This window comes from Streptomyces deccanensis, from assembly GCF_022385335.1.
In the GTDB taxonomy this organism is placed as follows: domain Bacteria; phylum Actinomycetota; class Actinomycetes; order Streptomycetales; family Streptomycetaceae; genus Streptomyces; species Streptomyces deccanensis.
Genome location: NZ_CP092431.1, coordinates 3,632,182 through 3,649,403 on the forward strand (window position 1 = coordinate 3,632,182; position 17,222 = coordinate 3,649,403).

The 17,222-nt window shown below is 73.6% G+C and carries 18 protein-coding genes; 10 read left to right on the forward strand and 8 right to left on the reverse strand.

Features of this window, described 5'->3' with window-relative positions:
* Positions 1–16: 16 nt before the first annotated feature.
* Positions 17–313 (forward strand): chaplin, encoded by a 297-nt coding sequence (locus tag L3078_RS16175; RefSeq protein ID WP_239754373.1) that lies wholly within the window; start codon positions 17–19, stop codon positions 311–313.
* 161 nt (positions 314–474) lie between these two features.
* Here the strand turns inward: L3078_RS16175 and L3078_RS16180 are convergent, their stop codons facing one another.
* The 8 genes from L3078_RS16180 to L3078_RS16215 form a co-directional block, all read right to left on the reverse strand.
* A complete protein-coding gene (locus tag L3078_RS16180) occupies positions 475–1,341 on the reverse strand; it encodes a tyrosinase family protein (protein WP_239754375.1) in 867 nt (288 codons plus the stop codon).
* On the reverse strand, positions 1,325–1,789 hold the full coding sequence (locus tag L3078_RS16185; protein ID WP_239754377.1) for a tyrosinase family oxidase copper chaperone: 465 nt from the start codon (positions 1,787–1,789) through the stop codon (positions 1,325–1,327). The genes L3078_RS16180 and L3078_RS16185 overlap by 17 nt, the downstream gene beginning before the upstream one ends.
* A 107-nt stretch (positions 1,790–1,896) precedes the next feature.
* The gene (locus tag L3078_RS16190; protein WP_239754379.1) at positions 1,897–2,403 is read right to left on the reverse strand and encodes a hypothetical protein; all 507 of its coding nucleotides are present in this window, start codon (positions 2,401–2,403) and stop codon (positions 1,897–1,899) included.
* 197 nt (positions 2,404–2,600) lie between these two features.
* The gene (locus tag L3078_RS16195) at positions 2,601–3,215 is read right to left on the reverse strand and encodes a vitamin K epoxide reductase family protein (protein ID WP_239754381.1); all 615 of its coding nucleotides are present in this window, start codon (positions 3,213–3,215) and stop codon (positions 2,601–2,603) included.
* The gene (locus L3078_RS16200; protein WP_239754383.1) at positions 3,215–3,712 is read right to left on the reverse strand and encodes a DUF5949 family protein; all 498 of its coding nucleotides are present in this window, start codon (positions 3,710–3,712) and stop codon (positions 3,215–3,217) included. Before L3078_RS16200 ends, L3078_RS16195 begins: the two co-directional genes overlap by 1 nt.
* Before the next feature lie 249 nt (positions 3,713–3,961).
* Positions 3,962–4,252 carry a hypothetical protein gene (locus tag L3078_RS16205; protein ID WP_239754385.1) on the reverse strand — a complete coding sequence of 97 codons (291 nt, stop codon included), beginning with the start codon at positions 4,250–4,252 and terminating at the stop codon, positions 3,962–3,964.
* Between the two features lie 171 nt (positions 4,253–4,423).
* A complete protein-coding gene (locus tag L3078_RS16210) occupies positions 4,424–5,275 on the reverse strand; it encodes a hypothetical protein (protein WP_239754386.1) in 852 nt (283 codons plus the stop codon).
* Positions 5,276–5,541: 266 nt separating this feature from the next.
* Positions 5,542–5,781 (reverse strand): chaplin, encoded by a 240-nt coding sequence (locus tag L3078_RS16215; RefSeq protein ID WP_239754387.1) that lies wholly within the window; start codon positions 5,779–5,781, stop codon positions 5,542–5,544.
* A 299-nt stretch (positions 5,782–6,080) separates the two neighbouring features.
* Here L3078_RS16215 and L3078_RS16220 point away from each other — a divergent pair, with 299 nt between their 5' ends.
* The 9 genes from L3078_RS16220 to L3078_RS16260 all read left to right on the forward strand — a co-directional run bounded on the left by L3078_RS16220 (position 6,081) and on the right by L3078_RS16260 (position 17,209).
* The gene (locus L3078_RS16220; RefSeq protein WP_239754388.1) at positions 6,081–7,244 is read left to right on the forward strand and encodes a DUF3344 domain-containing protein; all 1,164 of its coding nucleotides are present in this window, start codon (positions 6,081–6,083) and stop codon (positions 7,242–7,244) included.
* A 39-nt stretch (positions 7,245–7,283) separates the two neighbouring features.
* Positions 7,284–8,456: a glycosyltransferase gene (locus L3078_RS16225; protein WP_239754389.1), complete on the forward strand. Its 1,173-nt coding sequence runs from the start codon at positions 7,284–7,286 to the stop codon at positions 8,454–8,456.
* Positions 8,453–9,907, forward strand: coding sequence for an exopolysaccharide biosynthesis polyprenyl glycosylphosphotransferase (locus L3078_RS16230; protein ID WP_239754390.1), 1,455 nt, complete (start codon positions 8,453–8,455; stop codon positions 9,905–9,907). Before L3078_RS16225 ends, L3078_RS16230 begins: the two co-directional genes overlap by 4 nt.
* Before the next feature lie 11 nt (positions 9,908–9,918).
* Positions 9,919–11,361, forward strand: coding sequence for an O-antigen ligase family protein (locus L3078_RS16235; protein WP_239760341.1), 1,443 nt, complete (start codon positions 9,919–9,921; stop codon positions 11,359–11,361).
* A complete protein-coding gene (murJ, locus tag L3078_RS16240) occupies positions 11,358–13,415 on the forward strand; it encodes a murein biosynthesis integral membrane protein MurJ (RefSeq protein WP_239754391.1) in 2,058 nt (685 codons plus the stop codon). The genes L3078_RS16235 and murJ overlap by 4 nt, the downstream gene beginning before the upstream one ends.
* 106 nt (positions 13,416–13,521) lie before the next feature.
* Positions 13,522–14,214 carry a polysaccharide deacetylase family protein gene (locus tag L3078_RS16245; protein ID WP_239760342.1) on the forward strand — a complete coding sequence of 231 codons (693 nt, stop codon included), beginning with the start codon at positions 13,522–13,524 and terminating at the stop codon, positions 14,212–14,214.
* 6 nt (positions 14,215–14,220) lie between these two features.
* Positions 14,221–15,369, forward strand: coding sequence for a glycosyltransferase (locus L3078_RS16250; protein ID WP_239754393.1), 1,149 nt, complete (start codon positions 14,221–14,223; stop codon positions 15,367–15,369).
* Positions 15,366–16,034, forward strand: coding sequence for a YveK family protein (locus L3078_RS16255; protein ID WP_239754394.1), 669 nt, complete (start codon positions 15,366–15,368; stop codon positions 16,032–16,034). Before L3078_RS16250 ends, L3078_RS16255 begins: the two co-directional genes overlap by 4 nt.
* Positions 16,031–17,209, forward strand: coding sequence for a GNAT family N-acetyltransferase (locus L3078_RS16260; RefSeq protein ID WP_239754395.1), 1,179 nt, complete (start codon positions 16,031–16,033; stop codon positions 17,207–17,209). The genes L3078_RS16255 and L3078_RS16260 overlap by 4 nt, the downstream gene beginning before the upstream one ends.
* The last annotated feature ends 13 nt before the right edge of the window (positions 17,210–17,222 follow it).

The window sequence follows — 17,222 nt, forward strand, 5'->3', positions numbered from 1 at the left end:
CAAGAAGGAGAACGTGATGTCTCGCATCGCGAAGGCAGCCGTCGTCACGCTCGGCACGTCCGCCGTCGTGCTCGGCGGTGCCGGCCTGGCCTCTGCGGACGCGGGCGCCGAGGCCAAGGCCGTCGGCTCCCCGGGTGTCCTGTCGGGCAACGTCGTCCAGGTCCCCGTCAACGTGCCGGTCAACCTGTGCGGGAACACGATCGACATCGTCGGCCTGCTGAACCCGGCCTTCGGCAACGTCTGCGTCAACAACGGCGGCGACCACCACAAGGGCAACGCCGGCAGCCCCGGCCCGTCCGGCTACGGCCACTGACGGGGCCGACACCCCGAGCGCCACGGCGATACGCGAGAAGCCCCCGACGGTGTCACCACCGTCGGGGGCTTCTCGCGTATCGGTCACGGACATCGGTGACTCCAATCGGTCACGGACATCCGTCACGCGCATCCGTCACGCGCATCCGTCACGTACATCCGTCACGCGTACCGGTACACGCTCCCGATCTCCTCCATCTGCCCCGGCGTCACGTTCCACGGCGGCATCCGCTCGTCGCGCGCCAGGATCCGCCCCCGCTGGGAGTCGCCCCGGGCCGGCGGCTCGGCCGGGAGGTAGCGCGCGCCCCGGTGCCGTCGCTGCCAGCGCGTCCACTGGAGGTCGATGAAGGCGTGGTGCAGCCAGAAGACGGGGTCGTTGACGGAGGCGCCGCCGACCATGTGCCCGCCCACCCACCGGTGCACCCGGTTGTGGTTGAGCCAGGAGCCGTTGCCGGTCCCCTGGCCCCACCCTTCGAGCCGGTTGCGAAATCCCCCGCGGCTGACCGAGTTCCAGGGGGCCTTGTCGTAGACCGGCTCGGCGAGGGCCGCGTCCAGGTCACGGGCGGTGGGCAGACCGACGGGGTTGCGGGGGTAACCGAAGTCCCGGGTGAGGTACTCGATGTCCGTGAGCCCCTCCGTGATGGTCCACCTCCCCGTCCCGTACGCGAAGGGGCCGGTCATCACCCGCTTGTCGGAGCGTCGGCCGTTGCCGCCGAGCAGATCGGCCGTCCACGGCACCGACGTGGTCGTACGGTCCCGGGTCCAGTCCCAGTAGGGCACGGTCACCGAGTCGTCGATCCGGCGCAGCGCCTTCTCCAGCTCCAGCACGAACCGGCGGTGCCAGGGCAGGAAGGAGGGCGCCATGTGGGCCGTACGCAGGCCGCCGTCGCCGTCGGAGACGTAGTGGTCGATGTGCATCCGCACGAACTCGTCGTACTCACCGCGCTGTTTGAGCTGCAGCAGGGCTCCGACGAACCGCCGCCGCTCGCTACGGGTGAGGGTGCTGACGTCCTTACGCGTGTAGGCCATGGCCGACCGCCCCCTCCACCATGGCCGCCACGCGCAGGCGCTGGGCCGTGCCCAGTTCGTCGACGGCGGCGCGGGTCGCCTCCAGGGCCGTCGGGTACGAGCGGTAGTGGTCGATCATGCTCAGATACGTGCCGTCGGCCCGCCGCATCAGGTGCAGCGGGCGTCCGTCGACGGTGACGTCCCAGGTGTCGACACCGGGCGTCCGGGCGCCCAGATAGGCGGCCTGGCCCGTGTCGGTCCTGGAGCCGCGGATACGGTGGCCCCGGTACGACTCGTCGAACTCGGCCTCCTCCGGGCGCGCCGACCCGCGTGGCCACGCGGCGGCGACGACGGGGGCCACGGCCAGGGCGAGGGCCGACACGCCCAGGGCGCGCAGCGCGTTGCGGCGCGTTCTGCTCCGGCCGGCGGCGGGGTCCACCGTCACTCTGCTCGTCGCTCTGCTCGTCATTCTGCCGACGAACAACACTCTCTCCTCGTCGTGTTCGGTAGCGGTGACCCCCGGGCGGCCGGCCCGGGCGCGTACGGCCCGGGCCTCGTCTCCGTGTCGCCGCGGGCTCAGACGAGCCCGAGGTTCGCGGTCGGCGCCGTCCGCAGCACCGGGGTGAGGACGGCCGCCTGGGGGTCCTTGAGGCTGGGCAGGCCCAGCGCGTCGGGGTTGGGCGCGGTCAGCGGGGTGTCCACGTTCAGCCCGGGGGTGAGGGTCCGCAGGTCGGCGGCGGGGGCGTCGACGCCGACCCGCTCGAAGCCCTCCCCGACGATCCGGGGCAGCGGGGTCTCCGCCTGGAGCCCCGGCAGCGCGGCGCCGAGCGGCACCTGCGGCAGGGTGCTGGCGGGCAGCAGCCGGCCCTCGACGTACGTCGGACCCTCGGGGGCTCCCGGCCTCAGCAGCGGCAGTTCCCCGCCCAGCCTGGGCATCTTCACGTTCAGGGAGTGCTCCACCCCTTCGAGCGGTAGGGGGACGGGGACCGTCTCGGCCGCGACGGCGGGGGCTGCGGAGGCGCCCACCGCGGCCACCACACCGGTGACGACGGCGGCAAGGGTTCCTCGGGTGGTCGGCTTCATCTCGGTACGGTCCCTTTCAGGAATGGGCGGATCCGGGGCTCGGCGTCCGTACTCGGTGAACGATCCGGAGATCTCCCTCAGCCGAAGATTCGCCCGAGTGCCGCAATAGTCCGAGAGGCCTATCGGCCCACTGGTGGTTGGTGGGCTGATCTGCTCGTGGGCTGATCTGCTGGTCGGGCGAGCAGGTTGTCAGCTGGTCAGCTGGTCCAGAAATCCCACCAGCGGGTCAGGATGAGCATGCCGATCACTCCCAGGTGCACCACCGGGAACACCCAGGTGAACTCGCCCAGGAAGCTGCGCAGTCCGGTCGGCGCGGGCAGGAATCCGTTGCGGACGACGAACGAGGTCACGTACCAGAAGAGGACGATCGTGGCGATCCAGGCCAGGCAGCACCACAGACAGAGCGAGTTGATCCGGTACAGCGACTCGAACTGGAGCCAGGTCACGAAGCCGACCCCGAACAGCGTGCCCGCGTCGAAGGTCAGCCAGTACCAGCGCGGGAAGGCCGCACCGGCCAGCAGACTCGTGCCGACGCAGATGACGATGCCGTAGGCCACCAGACCGATCATCGGATTGGGGAAGCCGAAGGCGGAGGCCTGGTCGCTCGTCATGATGTTGCCGCAGGAGACGACCGGGTTGAGGCTGCACCCGGGGGTGAAGTTCGGGTCCTCCAGCAGCTTGAACTTGTCGAGCGTGATGACCCAGGAGGCGAGCAGCCCGGCCGCGCCGCTGATCAGCAGCAGGATCGCGAAGGCACGACTGGCGCCCGCCGTACCCGCCCGACCCGCCGATCGCCCTGCCGGGGCGGTCATCAGCCGCGCAGGGTGCGGGCGGGCAGGAGGACGTGTGCCGCGCTGGTCAGCGTCTCGGTGTCGCCGGCGAAGGCGGCGAGGGCCTCGGGCTCGACGGGCGTGCCGGGCCGGGCCTCGGGCCAGGGGCGGGTCGCGAAGAGCAGATAGGCGAAGCCGCGTCGGCCGACGGCGGCGAGCCACTCCGGCGGAGCGGGGCACTGGGCGTTGAGCTGCGGCATCGTGACGACGGCCTGGCCCGCCTCGACGAGCAGGGTGACCGGCAGGCTGGGGTGGGCGGCGCCGTCGACGACCTTCTCGCCGATGGACAGACCGAGGCTCGTCAGCAGATCGGCGACGGCGGCCGTGGAACCCTCGGGACCGCTCTGCCCGTCGCCCAGGGTGTAGGCGAGCAGGTAGGGCATGTCCCCGTCGGGGGCTTCACCGCTCCACGCCATGACGACGAGCGTGCCGAGGTCTGCGGGGCGGAAAGGGCGGGTTTCAGCGGAAGTTGAAGTCACCGCGGAACCCTATCCACGCCCGCCAAACGACCCGGCCGCCTTTTCACCCGACCGGGCGACAGCCGACGACCGACCACACGAACGAGGGACACGCCTCGAACACCGTGGAATTCCCTCCGGGGAGGGGCGAGGAAACGACCCAGGGGCGCGGGAGAACAACCGGAGGGACCACGACCGGGGGCGGGAGAACGCCCGGGGCCGGTTCCGCGAACGTGCGGAACCGGCCCCGGGGGACCGCGAGGGGATCGGTCAGCCCTGGAGGGGCAGACCGCCGAGGAGCTGGCTCGGGCCGCCGGGAGAGTTGAGGGTCTTGGTCGCGCCGCTCACCGTGTGGAGCACGGAGTCCTTGTTCTCGGTGTCGAGCGCGTTCGACTGCTGCTGCAGGGGGGCGGGTGAGATGGGCTCCTTGAAGAGCGTGTTCACCGCGCCGTTGAGGCTGGTGGGCGTGACGTCCGTGGCGTCGTAGGCAAAGGCCGGCGCGGCGGCGCCAGCGATGGCCATGGACCCGGCAACGACAGCGGCGGCCTTCAGGGACTTCATCGTGTTCCTCTCCTCGGAATACTGGAAGCACTGCGCCGTGTCCAACGAGCCCTGACGTCGACGGAAACCCCGTACCGGACAGGTCATATCTGACGCCGAACGACAGGTCATACGAAAGAGCCGTCGCACCGACCGGGATGGCGGTCGGCCCGACGGCTCTCTTGGCGGTGCCTACCGAACCGGCGGCACGACCGCGGGCGGCGCCACGGGCAGCTCCGCGGGCGGCGCCACGGGCAGTTCGGCCGGCGGCTGTACGGGCGGCAGGTCGGCCGGGACGGGGAGGCCGCTGCCGACCAGGATGGCGGCGATGACCTTGAGGAGTGCGGTCACCACCCCGGTGACGGCGGGCACGACCTGGGCGAGGTCACCGGAGGTGACCGCCTTGAGCAGGGCGTCGACGGCGGACTGCAGAGCGGCCAGCGCGTCGGTCACCGGGTTCGCCGCGAGTCTGCCGGCCGGCTGCGCCGGGCCCCGGTCGTACGCGGGCAGCGTGACGGGCAGCTGCGGCGCGGCCGGCACCGACGGCGCCGCCGGGACGGCGGGCGTGTTCACGGCAGGCGGCGCCGGGGGTACGGCGGGCGCGGGCGGCGGGGCGGGGACGGCCGGAGCGACCGGCACGTCGGGCGCGGGCGGTACGGCCGGGGCGGGCGGTACGACGGGCGTGGCCGGGTCGGCGGGCAGGGCGGCCGGCGGGGTCGCGGGGGCCGCCGCCTTGGCCTTGTCGATGGCGTCCCGCACGGCCTTGCCCAGCTCGGCCGCCTGTTCGGCGGAGAGCTGACCGTTGTCCGCCTTGAGCACGGCGTCGAGCAGATCGGTCACCGGCTTCAGTACGCCACCGAGGTCGCCCAGACCCTTGAGCTGCACGAGGAGCGCGTCCGCGCCGGGGACGGGGGCGGCCGCCGACCGGGCGCGGTCACGCGTCGTCCCGGCGTCGGCCGCCAGGGCGGCGGGGGCGGTGACGCCGAGCAGGAGCGTGGCGCAGAGGGCGGGGACCGCGAGACGCCGTGCGGACAGAGCACGCATGAATGTTCCTTTCAACGGTGCGACGATCGGCTTTTCGCCTCGTCCTTGACCTTGACTTCCGGCCTCGACTTTCAGCCTCGGCCTTCGGCCTTGGCTTTCAGGTCTGGCTTCGGACCTTGTCTTTTCACCGTGAAATCGGCGTTCTCCGTCTGCAACCGAGGGACCCCATTCGGGGCAACACGAACCGGCCGCCCTCCCTGCGGGGAGGACGGCCGGTTCATGTGTCAACGTGCGAACGTCAGTCCGGGGACGTCAGTTTTCGAACGTCAGTCGTTGAAGCACTTGTTGCCGAACGACGGGTTCAGCAGACCGATGATGTTGACGGTGTTCCCGCACACGTTGATCGGCACGTGAACCGGAACCTGCACGACGTTGCCCGACAGCACGCCCGGGGAGTGGGCGGCGAAGCCCTTCGCCTCGCTGTCGGCGGTGGCGACGCCGGCGGTGCCCGCCACGGCCGCGGCAGCAACGGAGGTCAGGGCCAGGCCCTTCGCGATACGCGACATGGAGAGGTGCTCCTTGGAGTTGATGCAAAAACACTCGGGCGGGGATGCCCGGCGCTGGAGTCAACGCGCGGCATGCGCCGGGGGTTGTGCCTCCAAAGGGGTGATCTCCCGAATCGCTCGCTTCACCGTTCCGACACAGTTGGCATGTTCCGCGAATACATACACATAGCGGGCTAGAGTTGCGCACCTCCCCAGGCCGCCGCGGCCTTTATCAGATCCGCAGATATTCGACACCTCGACGGTCTGCGGAATCGCCCCGACAAGCACCCGAACGAGCTCCCGAAAGGGCACCGCCGGTCATGCGAATTCACCCGGGTCCTCTGCTGCGCCGCGCATGGGTGGGCTGCTGCGCCCTCGCCGTCCTCTGGGGGCCCGGCGCTCCCGCGACGGCCGCCCCACCCGCTCCCTCCCCCGAGGCCGAGCGCGTGGCCTTCACCCAGCGCTACCGGGCGCTGCAGCACGGCGGGATCGTCCGCGCGGCCAACTCCTCCATCACCTGCCGTACCCAGGCGGCGGCCCCCCAGCCCTCGGCGTCCGCCCAGCCCTCGGCGTCCCCGCCGACCGCGCCGTCGTGCGCCGACGCGCGCGGGGGGCGTACCGCCGTGAACGACGACTTCGACATGTTCTACGTCGACGTCGACCGGGACCCGAACACCTACAACTCCAGCCGGGGCGAGGTCCGGCTGCCGCCGGGCGCGCGGGTGTCGTACGCGCGGCTGTACTGGGGCGGGAACCTGCGGGTGGGCGAGCAGAAGCCCCAGAAGGACAACGGGCGGGTGCTGATCGCGGAGCCCGGCGGCGCGTACAAGGAGGTGCTCGCGGACTCGATGGTGGGGCACCGGGTGACGCGGGACGCGGACGCGTTCCAGGCCTCGGCGGACGTCACGGACCTGGTGCGGTCGAGCGGTTCGGGGCTCTACACGGTCGCGCAGGTCAATGTGGCGATGGGCCGTTCGGCAGCCGGGGCGTGGGGCGGCTGGACGCTGACGGTGGCCTACGAGAACCCGGCGGAACCGCTGCGGCACCTGGCCATGTGGGACGGGTTCGACACGCTCTCGACGGGCTTCGACGCGCTCCTGACGGACGGTGGGCAGCGGGTCCTGCTCAGTGGAGCGGCGCTGCCGGAACGGGCGCGCGGGACCGTGGGGCTGGTCGCCTACGACGGGGATCGCGGGAGCGCGGGCGACTCGCTCACCGTTTCGACCGGGCGGGGTCCGGCCGTCGCGCTCGGGGACGCGGCCAACCCCGTCGACGACGTCCTCAATTCGACGATCAGCCAGCAAGGGGCGGTCGTCACGGGGCGTACGCCGGCGTACGCGAACACCCTCGGATACGACTCGGACGTTCTCGAACTGGACGACGAAATCCAGCGCGGCGGTGACCAGTTGGCCTTCCGTCTCGTTTCGCAGCGGGACGCGGCTTGGGTCGGGGCGCTCTTCGTCGCCGTCGACGCCAAGCCGTGACGCGCGCCGCCCGGCGCCGCCCTTGAGCGAGGAACCCGCATGCAACTGTCACCATCCGACCCTCCGTCGCGGGTCCTGCACCTCACCCAGCCCGTCGACGGCGGCGTGGCCCGTGTCGTGACGGACCTGGTGCGGGCCCAGCTCGCCGACGGCCTGTGCGTCGCGGTGGCCTGCCCCGACGGTCCGCTCGCCCCGGAACTGCGCGCGCTCGGCGCCGATGTACGGCACTGGGCGGCCACCCGGTCGCCGGGGCCCACGCTCCTGTCCGAGGTCCGCGGGGTACGGCGGATCCTCGACGACGTACGGCCCGACCTGGTGCACGCGCACAGCGCGAAGGCCGGGCTCGCGGGCCGACTCGCCGTACGGGGGCGCGTGCCGACCGTGTTCCAGCCGCACGCCTGGTCGTTCGAGGCCGTGGACGGCGCGATGGCGGCGCTGGCGCTCGGATGGGAGCGAACGGGGGCGCGTTGGGCCTCGCGTGTGGTGTGCGTCAGTGCGGCGGAGCGCGTCACCGGGGAGCGGGCCGGGGTGCGGGCGCGCTGGACGGTGATCCCGAACGGGGTCGACGCCGGGCGCTTCCACCCCGCCGCCGTCGACACCGTGCGCGCCCAGATCCCGCTGCTGTCCGGGGTCGATCCGGCGGCGCCGCTGGTGGTGTGCGTGGGACGGCTGTGCCGGCAGAAGGGGCAGGACGTGCTCCTCGCGGCCTGGGACGAGGTGCTGCGGCGGGTGCCGGGGGCGCGGCTGGTGCTGGTCGGGGACGGGCCGGAGGGCGAGCGGCTGCGGGCGCTGGCGCCCGAGGGCGTGCTGTTCGCCGGAGCCGTCGCGAACGCGGTGCCCTGGTACCAGGCGGCCGATCTGGTCGTCCTGCCGTCGCGGTGGGAGGGCATGGCGCTGGCGCCGCTGGAGGCCATGGCGTGCGGGCGGCCGGTCGTGCTCACCGAGGTGGACGGAGCCCGCGAGAGTCTGCCGCCCGGCCAGGAGCCGGTGCCCGTCGAGGACCCCGCGGCGCTCGCCGGGGCCGTCGCCCGTCTGCTGCTCGACCCGCTGCTGCGGGAGTCGCTCGGCCACCAGGGGCGCCAACACGTACTGACCACGCACGACGTACGGCACACCAACGAGGCCGTCGCGGGCGTGTACCGCGAACTGCTCGGCGGTGCGGACGGCCGGCGCGGGAAAGCCACCGAGTGCAGGGAGTCCATCCACACGTGACCGCGGAACGTACGGAAAGCACCGTCCCCTCCTCCGGTGGACAGCAACGCGAGTTCGGCGGCGCGTCCGTCTCGGTGGCCCCGCCGCGCGAGACCGTCGGCGGCCTGACCTTCCCGGCCGGCCGGCGCCCCGTCGCCCGGCCTCCCTCAGGGCTGCCGCTGCTCGCCGTGGACAGCGGCGCGGCCCTGCTGGCGGTGCTGGTCCTCACCGGTGACACCACCCCCGGGCGCCCCCTGATGGCGGCCGCCCTGGCGCTGGCCGTGGCGTGGCTGAACACCAGGGCTCGCCTCTACCGGCCGCCGGCCGTGCCCGCCGTGCTCGACGAACTGCCCGCCGTGTGCGCGCGGATCGTGCTCGGCTGGTGCGTCCTCGGCGCCGGTGTGGCCGCGCACTCCCCCGATCACGCGCTCGCCGCCCATGAGCTGGCCCTCGGCTGCGCCCTGCAGTCCGCGGCGGCCTGTGTCGGCCGGGGCACGGTCCACTGGCAGCGGCGCCGGGCCCTGGTCCGGCGCCCCGGCGCGGCCCTGGTGGTGGGCCCGGCGGCGACCGCGCAGCGCGTGGCCGCCGCCTTCCTGCGCCACCCGGGGTGCGGCATCCGGCCCGTCGGTGTCGTCGCCGACCAGGGCGGCGGGGCCGACGGCCTGCCCGTGCTGACCACCGCCGAGGAGGTGCGGAGAGCCGCCCTCCAGAACGGCGTGCGGGCCGTGCTCGTCGTCGGCTCGCGCATCGAACGCGCCCCGCTGTTGCGGACGTTGGAGGACGCCGGCTGCGCGCTGTGGGAGGTGGACGCCGAGTCCCCCTCGTACGACCCGGACGGCTCGACCGAACTGCTCGCCGGGTTCGCCTGCCGACGACTGGAGCTGACGCGCAGTCATGAGACCGTCGGCAAGCGGCTGGTGGACATCGTGGTGTCCGGGGCGCTGCTGCTGATGGTGAGCCCGCTGCTGCTGGTCTGCGCGGTGGTGCTGCGGTTGGGCGACGGGCCCGGTGTGGTGTTCCGGCAGGAGCGGATCGGGCGGGACGGGCTGCCGTTCACCCTGCTGAAGTTCCGCACGCACCGGCCGGCCGACGCGCACGAGGCGGCGACCCGGTGGAGCGTGGCGAACGAGCAGGAGATGAGCTGGTTCTGCCGCTTCCTGCGGCGCACCTCGCTCGACGAGCTGCTCCAGCTGTGGAACGTGCTGCGCGGCGACATGAGCCTGGTCGGCCCGCGCCCCGAACGGCCCTACTTCGTGGCCAAGTTCGGACAGACCTACCCGGGCTACGCTGCCCGGCACCGGATGCGGACCGGCATCACCGGCCTGGCCCAGGTCACCGGACTGCGCGGGGACACCTCCATCGAGGACCGCGCCCGCTTCGACAACGCGTACATCGACAACTGGTCGCTGTGGCAGGACTTCTGCATCCTGGTCCGCACGGCCGCCGCGCTCGTCCGTCCGACGGGGAGCTGACCGTGACGTCTGTGCGCGCTGCGGCGCCCGTCCTGCCCGTGGTCGCCGTGGTCGCCGCGCTCGCGCTGCCGATCACGTCGGACGCCGAGGGCGGGGCGACCCCGGCCGACGCCGTCTCCGGCCTCCTCGTGCTGTGGTGCGCCGCACGGCTGCTGCGGGACCGGCGGCGCCCCCTGACCCGTACGGCGACGGTGGTCCTCGGGCTGCCGGTCGTCGGGCTCGCGCTGGCCGCGGCCGGGGCGGGCGACCCGGGGGCCGGGATCGCCGGGCTCGGCCGGTACCTCCAGGTGTTCGTGCTGGTGCCGATGGCGGTCCTGCTCTGTGTACGGCACCGGTCCGACTTCCGGGTGGTGGCCTGGTCGTTCGTGGGGCTCGCGCTGTGGCAGGGCGCGGTCGGGGTGCACCAGTACGCCACCGGGACCGGGGCCAGCTACGCCGGTGAGGACATCCGGGCCGTGGGGACCTTCGGGGCCGGCGACGTGATGGGGATGGCGACCGTGGTGTCGTTCGGGCTGGTGTGCGCGGTGGGTCTCGCGCTGGCGCCCGCGACGGCGAAGCAGCGGGCCTGGGCGCTGGTCTGCTCGGCGCTGCTGGTGCTGCCGCTCGCGGTGTCGTTCAGCCGGGGCGCGTGGATCGCCGCGGCGGCGGCGTGCGGGATCCAGGTGGTGCTGGCCGGGCTGCGGCGGGCGGTGGTCGTCTTCGCGGCCGTGGCCGCCGTGGGTGTGGTCCTCGTCGGCGGGCTCGGCATCGGGTCCACGATGCTCCAGGACCGGATCAGCAGCATCACCCGGGTCACCGACGCGCCGGACCAGTCCGTCACCGACCGGTACACCATGTGGGCCGCGGCGGTCGGCATGTGGCGCGAACAGCCGCTGACCGGCGTCGGGTTGAAGGGCTTCCCCGAGCACCGCGACAGCAACGCCTCGCTGGCGCTCTCCTCCGGCAGCGACATCGCCGGCGCGGGCACGGCCTACCAGAAGCAGCCGCTGCTCTCCCCGCACAACATGTACCTCCTGGTCCTGAGCGAGCAGGGCCTGATCGGCCTGCTCGCCCTCGGGGGCAGCTGGCTGGCCCTGGCGGTGTGCGGGGCGCGCGGGCTGGTACGGGCGCGACGTGAAGCCGGGAACGGCGCGTGTGCCGGGGACGACCGTGGTTCCGACGGGCCCGGATGCGGCGTCGGTGGGATCGCGCCCGGGTCAGGTGGTGTCGACCGTCAGTCAGGGGGTGTCGACCGCCGCGCCGGTGGGGTCGACTGCGGGCTCGTCGCCTGCGGGCTGGTCGCGTGGGTGCTGGTCGACTTCGTGTACGCGGACATCGGGGGACCGACGACCGTGCTGACCGCCGTGTGCTTCGGGCTGGTGGCGTGGTGGGCCCTGGCGGACCGGACGGCCACGGGCGCCGCTCCGGTCGGAGCCGCCAGGGTCCCCGTCCCGGAGGAGGCCGGCACACGATGACGACGCCTCCTCGCACCCCGCACGGAACACCGCCGGGGCCACCCCACCGGACGCCTACGGCGGCCGACACCGCAGACCTCGTGCCGACGGCTGCGGACCCCGCCGACCCGGTCCACACGGCGTCCGATCTCACCGGCCCCACACCCGGTGCCTCCGGCTCCACAGGCCGCGTTTCCAGGGCTTCGGGCGCCACTGATCGCGCGCACGCGGCAGACACCCCCGCGCACGCCGTCCCCGGCCCGACGGGCCTCCTCTCCACGGACTCGGGCCCCGCAGATCCCAAGCCCGCAGTCCACACCCCCACCGCCCCCAGACCCGCTACCTCCGGCCCCGACGACGCCGCGCCCGCATTCGCCGGCCCCACCCCCGGGCCGTCGGCCTCCCCCGTCGTCGAGCCCTTGGTACCCGGTGCCCGGGAGGCCGATCTGTCGGAGGTCGCGCCTCCCACGGGGCGGTTTCTCGCCAAGGCCACGCTTGTCACGGCTGCGCTCACGGCGGCGGCGGCCCTGCTGGGGCTGGGCCGCGACCAGGCGTTGTCGTATCTGTTCGGGGCCGGCAGCGAGACGGACGCCTTCCTGGTGGCCTGGACGGTGCCGGAGTTCGCGGCGACGCTGCTGATCGAGGACGGCATGGCGTTCGTGCTGGTGCCGGCCTTCAGCGTGGCCGTGGCCCGCCGCGCCCGGGGCGGCGTGGGCGACCCGGTCCGCTCGCTGGTCGCCTCGACGCTCCCCCGGCTGACGCTAGCCTTCGTCGCCGCGGCCCTGCTGCTGATCGTCGGCGCGCCCTATCTCGTCGAGGCGCTCGCCCCCGGTCTCCCGAACCCCCGACTGGCCGTCGACTGCACCCGGTTGACCGGCACCTGCGCCCTCTCCTTCGGTCTCGCCGGCTACTGCAGCGCCGCCCTGCGCGCCCACCGCCGGTTCGTGGCCCCCGCGGCGATCTACGTCGCCTACAACGTCGGCATCATCACGGCGATGTTCGTGCTCGGCGGACGCTGGGGCGTGCGGGCGGCGGCCGTGGGCGTCGCGGTGGGCGGCGTGCTGATGATCCTCACCCAGCTGCCGTCGCTGCTGCGCCAGTTGCGCCGCAAGGGCCCCGCGTCCGCACCGTACGAGGCGTCCGAACCGTACGAGCCACCCCACGCGCCCGGGTCGGCCCAGCCCTCCGAATCCGTCGCCTCCGCCGCCCGCCCCGTCGAGTTCGCCCTCTTCGGCACCGTCCTGCTCTTCGCGCTCTGCCGTCAGTCCCAGGTCCTCATCGAGCGTTTCCTCGGCTCGACGCTGCCCGCCGGGGCCATCTCGCACCTCAACTACGCGCAGAAGGTGGCCCAGATCCCGATGACGTTCTCGCTGATGCTGTGCACCGTCACCCTCCCGGTGGTGGCGCAGGCGATGGCGGAGGGCGACACCGAGCGGGCCCGCAACCGGGTGGAGAAGGACCTCGCGCTGGTGTCGTGCATCGTGCTGCTGGGCGCGGCGGCGATCTTCGCGTGCGGCCCGCAGATCATCGAACTGCTCTTCCAGCGTGGTGCGTTCACCGCGCGGGACACGGCCGCCACCGCCGCCGTGATGCGGGTGTACGCCCTCGGGCTGCTCGGTCACGCCCTGGTGAGCGCGCTGGTCCGCTCCTACTTCTCGGCGGGCCGGCCCACGTGGTACCCGCTGGTCGCCATGGTCGCCGGGATCGTCGCGACCTCGTGGATCGGCGCGGCCACCGTCGGTTCCTGGGGCGTCCTCGGCATCGCCGCCGCCAACGCCGTCGGCATCACCCTGACCGCCCTGCTCCTGCTGTACGGCATGGGCGGCCGGGCGGTGCCGATCCGCACCCGGCAGGTGGTGACCGAGATGAGCCGGCCCGTGCGGGCGGCCGTGGCCGCGGGCGTGGCGGGGATGTACTGCGCCGACCGGTTCGACTCACCCGTCCTCGGTCTCGCCGTCGGCGGCGCGGTCGTCGCCTTCGTCTTCGTCCTGCTGGCCTGGGCCATGGACGCCTCCGGTGTCACGCCCGCACTCCGTTCCGTCACACGAAGGCTCGCCGATGTCCGTATCCGCTGATCGCCCGCCCGTCCCCGCCGGCCGCTCGTCCGCGTCCGCCGGTCGCCCGTCCGTCCCCGCCGGCCGCAGACCGGCGGGGACCGCCGCCGCGCACCTCTGGGTGGCCATGTACCACTCGGTCGGCGACTGCTCCGACGACCCGTACCGCGTCACGGTCTCGCCCGACCGCCTCGACGCGCAGCTCAGCTGGCTGCGGCGGCGGGGGCTGCGCGGGGTCGGCATGGCCGAGCTGCTCGCCGCCCGCGCCCGGGGCGAGGCCCGGGACCTGGTGGGGCTCACCTTCGACGACGGGTACGCCGACTTCGTCGACCACGCGCTGCCGCGCCTGCGGGCGCACGGCTGCGGGGCCACGCTCTTCGTGCTGCCGGGACGGCTCGGCGGCGAGAACGCCTGGGATCCGCTGGGCCCGCGCAAACCGCTCCTCGACAAACAGGGCATCCGGGTGGCCGCCGGGACCGAGGGCATCGAGATCGGCTCGCACGGCCTGACCCATGTCGACCTGACCGAGGCGGACGACGAGACGCTGCGCGCGGAGACCGCCGACAGCAGGACCCTGCTCGCCGAGCTGATCGGCGCTCCGGTCCAGGGCTTCTGCTATCCGTACGGCACCCTCGACCAGCGCGCCGCCGACGCCGTGCGGGACGCCGGGTACGCCTACGCCTGCGCCATCGACCCCGGCCCGTTGAACGGCCCGTACGCGCTGCCCCGGGTGCACATCGGCGAGGAGGACACGGCCCTGCGGCTGCTGCTGAAGCGGAAGCTGCACCGGCTGCGCCGGCGTCCCGTCGAGGGGGTCTGAGCCGACGTGAAGGCGCTGCACATCATCACCGGCCTCGGCGTCGGCGGCGCGGAACAGCAACTGCGGCTGCTGCTGCGGCACCTGCCGGTCGACTGCGACGTGGTGACGCTGACCAACCCGGGCCCGGTCGCCGACGGCCTCACCGCCGACGGCGTCCGCGTGACCCACCTCGGCATGGCGGGGAACCGCGATCTCGCCGCGCTCCCCCGGCTGGTGCGGTTGATCCGCGCGGGCGGCTACGACCTCGTCCACACCCATCTCTACCGGGCCTGCGTCTACGGCCGGATCGCCGCCCGGCTGGCGGGGGTCCGCGCGGTCGTCGCCACCGAGCACTCCCTCGGCGACTCGCAGATGGAGGGCAGACGACTCTCCGCCGGCGTGCGCGCCCTCTACCTCGCCAGCGAGCGGCTCGGCCGGTCCACGGTCGCCGTCTCGCCGACCGTCGCCGACCGGCTGAAGCGCTGGGGCGTGCCGGCCCCCCGGATCGAGGTCGTGCCCAACGGCATCGACCTCGCGGGCTTCCGCTTCGACGCGGACCTGCGGGAGCTGACGCGGCGGCGGCTCGGGCTACCGGAGGACGCGTACGTCGTCGGGGGCGTCGGCCGGCTCGCGGCGAGCAAGCGGTTCGACGTATTGATCCGCGCCCTGGCCCAACTGCCGGACGACTGCTGGCTGTTGGTGGTCGGCGGCGGAGCCGAGGAGAGCGTGCTGCGGCGGGCCGCCCAGCGCGCCGGGGTCGCCGACCGGGTCCTGCTCACCGGGGAACGCCCGGCGGCCGGGGCCCCCGGCGCCGATCTCCCCTCCCTGATGAACGCCATGGACGTCCTCGCCTCACCCAGCGCCGAGGAGGCCTTCGGGCTCGCGGTGGTGGAGGCGATGGCATCCGGGCTGCCCGTGCTCTATGTCTCCTGCCCGGCGATCGAGGACCTGCCCCCGGAATCGACCGTGGGCGCCCGACGCGTCCAGGGGGGCGCGGAGTCGTTCGTACGCGCCCTGCTGGACGTCCGCGCGCAGGGCACGCGCTCTCGCGCGGTCCCCGCCGCCGCCCAGCACTACTGCATCACCCGCAGCGCCGCCCAGCTCATGGACGTGTACGCGGCCGCCGTCTCCAGCACGCCCTCGCCGACCCCGCCCTTGGGAGTGAGTTCCGTATGACCGACCGTACGTCCGAACACCCGACCGACAGCCCGACCCGTGGGTCGGCTCCCCTCTCCCGCGTCAGGTCCCTGCCCTCCTGGTCCCTGCTCGCCGCCGGCGCGCTGCTCGGGGGGCTGGCCGGGGGCGCGTACGGCGTGGTGAAGGCGCCCGTGTACACCGCCACGAGCTATGTCGTCGCCGTGCCCGCCGAGGGGTCGGACCCCCAGACGGCGCTCGGTTTCGCCCAGGCGTACGGGCGGGTCGCGACCCAGGTCGCGGTGCTCGGGGACGCCCAGGTGTGGGCGGGGGTGCCGATCGGGACGCTGCGGAAGAACGTGCGGACGGCGACGTCGCCGGACGCGCCGATGGTCGCCGTGTCGGCCACCTCCGCACGGCCGGACCTCGCCGCCGACATGGCCAACGCCGTCTCACGCGCGCTGACCCGGCACGCGAACGACTCCGAACGGTCCACGCGCGTCGAGCTGCGGGAGTTCGCCCGCGCGACCAGGCCGACCGAGGCGTCCTCGGCGTCGTCGACGGTGACCGGTCTGGTGGGCACCGCCGCCGGCGGGCTGCTCGGCGGGCTCGCCCTGCTGGTCCGGCCCCGACGCACCCCACAGACACCACCCGCCGCCTCCGTACCGGGCCCCGCTCTCGCCGCAGACACCCACGGTCAGCTGTGACCAGCACCCTGCAGACGGGGTCGAGCACCACCCTGCGCGCCGAACTCTGCACCGACGAGGCCGAGTTCGGCGAGCTGACCGAGGCCTGGGACCGGCTGTACCGGCGGTGCGGCGCGGCCACCCCGTTCCAGAACCACGCCTGGCTGCACTCCTGGTGGCTGTCGTACGGCACCCCCGGCAGACTCCGTCTGGTCCTGGTCCGCGACGGTGCCGAGCTGCGCGCGGCCGCCCCGCTGATGCTCGTACGGCGTCCGCTGCCCACCCTCGTCCCGCTCGGCTGCCCCATCTCCGACTTCGCGGACGTCCTCCTCGACGACGAGCACACCGAGCAGGCCTCGGCGGCGCTCGCCGAAGGGCTGTCGGCCGTCGCCCGGACGGCGTTGATCGACTTCCGCGAGGTACGGCCGGGCGCCGCCGTCGAACGGATCTACGACCGCTGGCCGGGTCCGCGTCGCAAGGTGGCGGACTCGGTCTGTCTGGAGCTGCCCGCCGAGCCCATGGACGAACTGCTCAAGCGGCTGCCCAACTCCCGGGCCCAGCGGGTGCGTGCCAAGCTCCGCAAGCTCGGCGACCTCGGTATCGAGCCGCGTGCCGTGCGCGCCGACGAGGTGGACGCGGCGCTGCGGACCATGCTGGACCTGCACCGGCTCCAGTGGCAGGACCGCAAGGTGACCACCGAGCACATGCGGCCCCGATTCTCCGAACACCTGGTCCGCTCGGTCGGGCCGATGGTGCGCTCGGGGGACGCCGTGGTGACCGAGTTCCGGCTGGGCGGCGACGTCCTGGCCGTCGACGTCACCCTGCTGTCGCGCCGGCTGGCGGGCGGCTACCTCTACGGCGCCCACCCCCGGCTGCGCGAACGCAAGGCGGACGTCGCCACCATGCTGCTCGACGCCTGCGCCGGGCACGTCGGCTCCGGCGCCCAGCAGGTGCTGAGCCTGCTGCGGGGCGCCGAGCCGTACAAGCTGCGTTGGCGCCCGGACACCGTGGTCAACCAGCGGCTGCTGCTGGCCCGCCGCCGCACCGCACCGCTGCTGTCGGCGGCGGTCTGCGACGCGGCGGCCCGCGGCCAGGGCAAGGAGCTGGTCCGCCGCTGGCGCGCCCGCAAGGACGCGAAGAACCCGAAGAACCCGGAGACCACGAAGAAGGACCGTGGTGACGGCGGCGGGCGGTGAGCCGCCCGCCGCC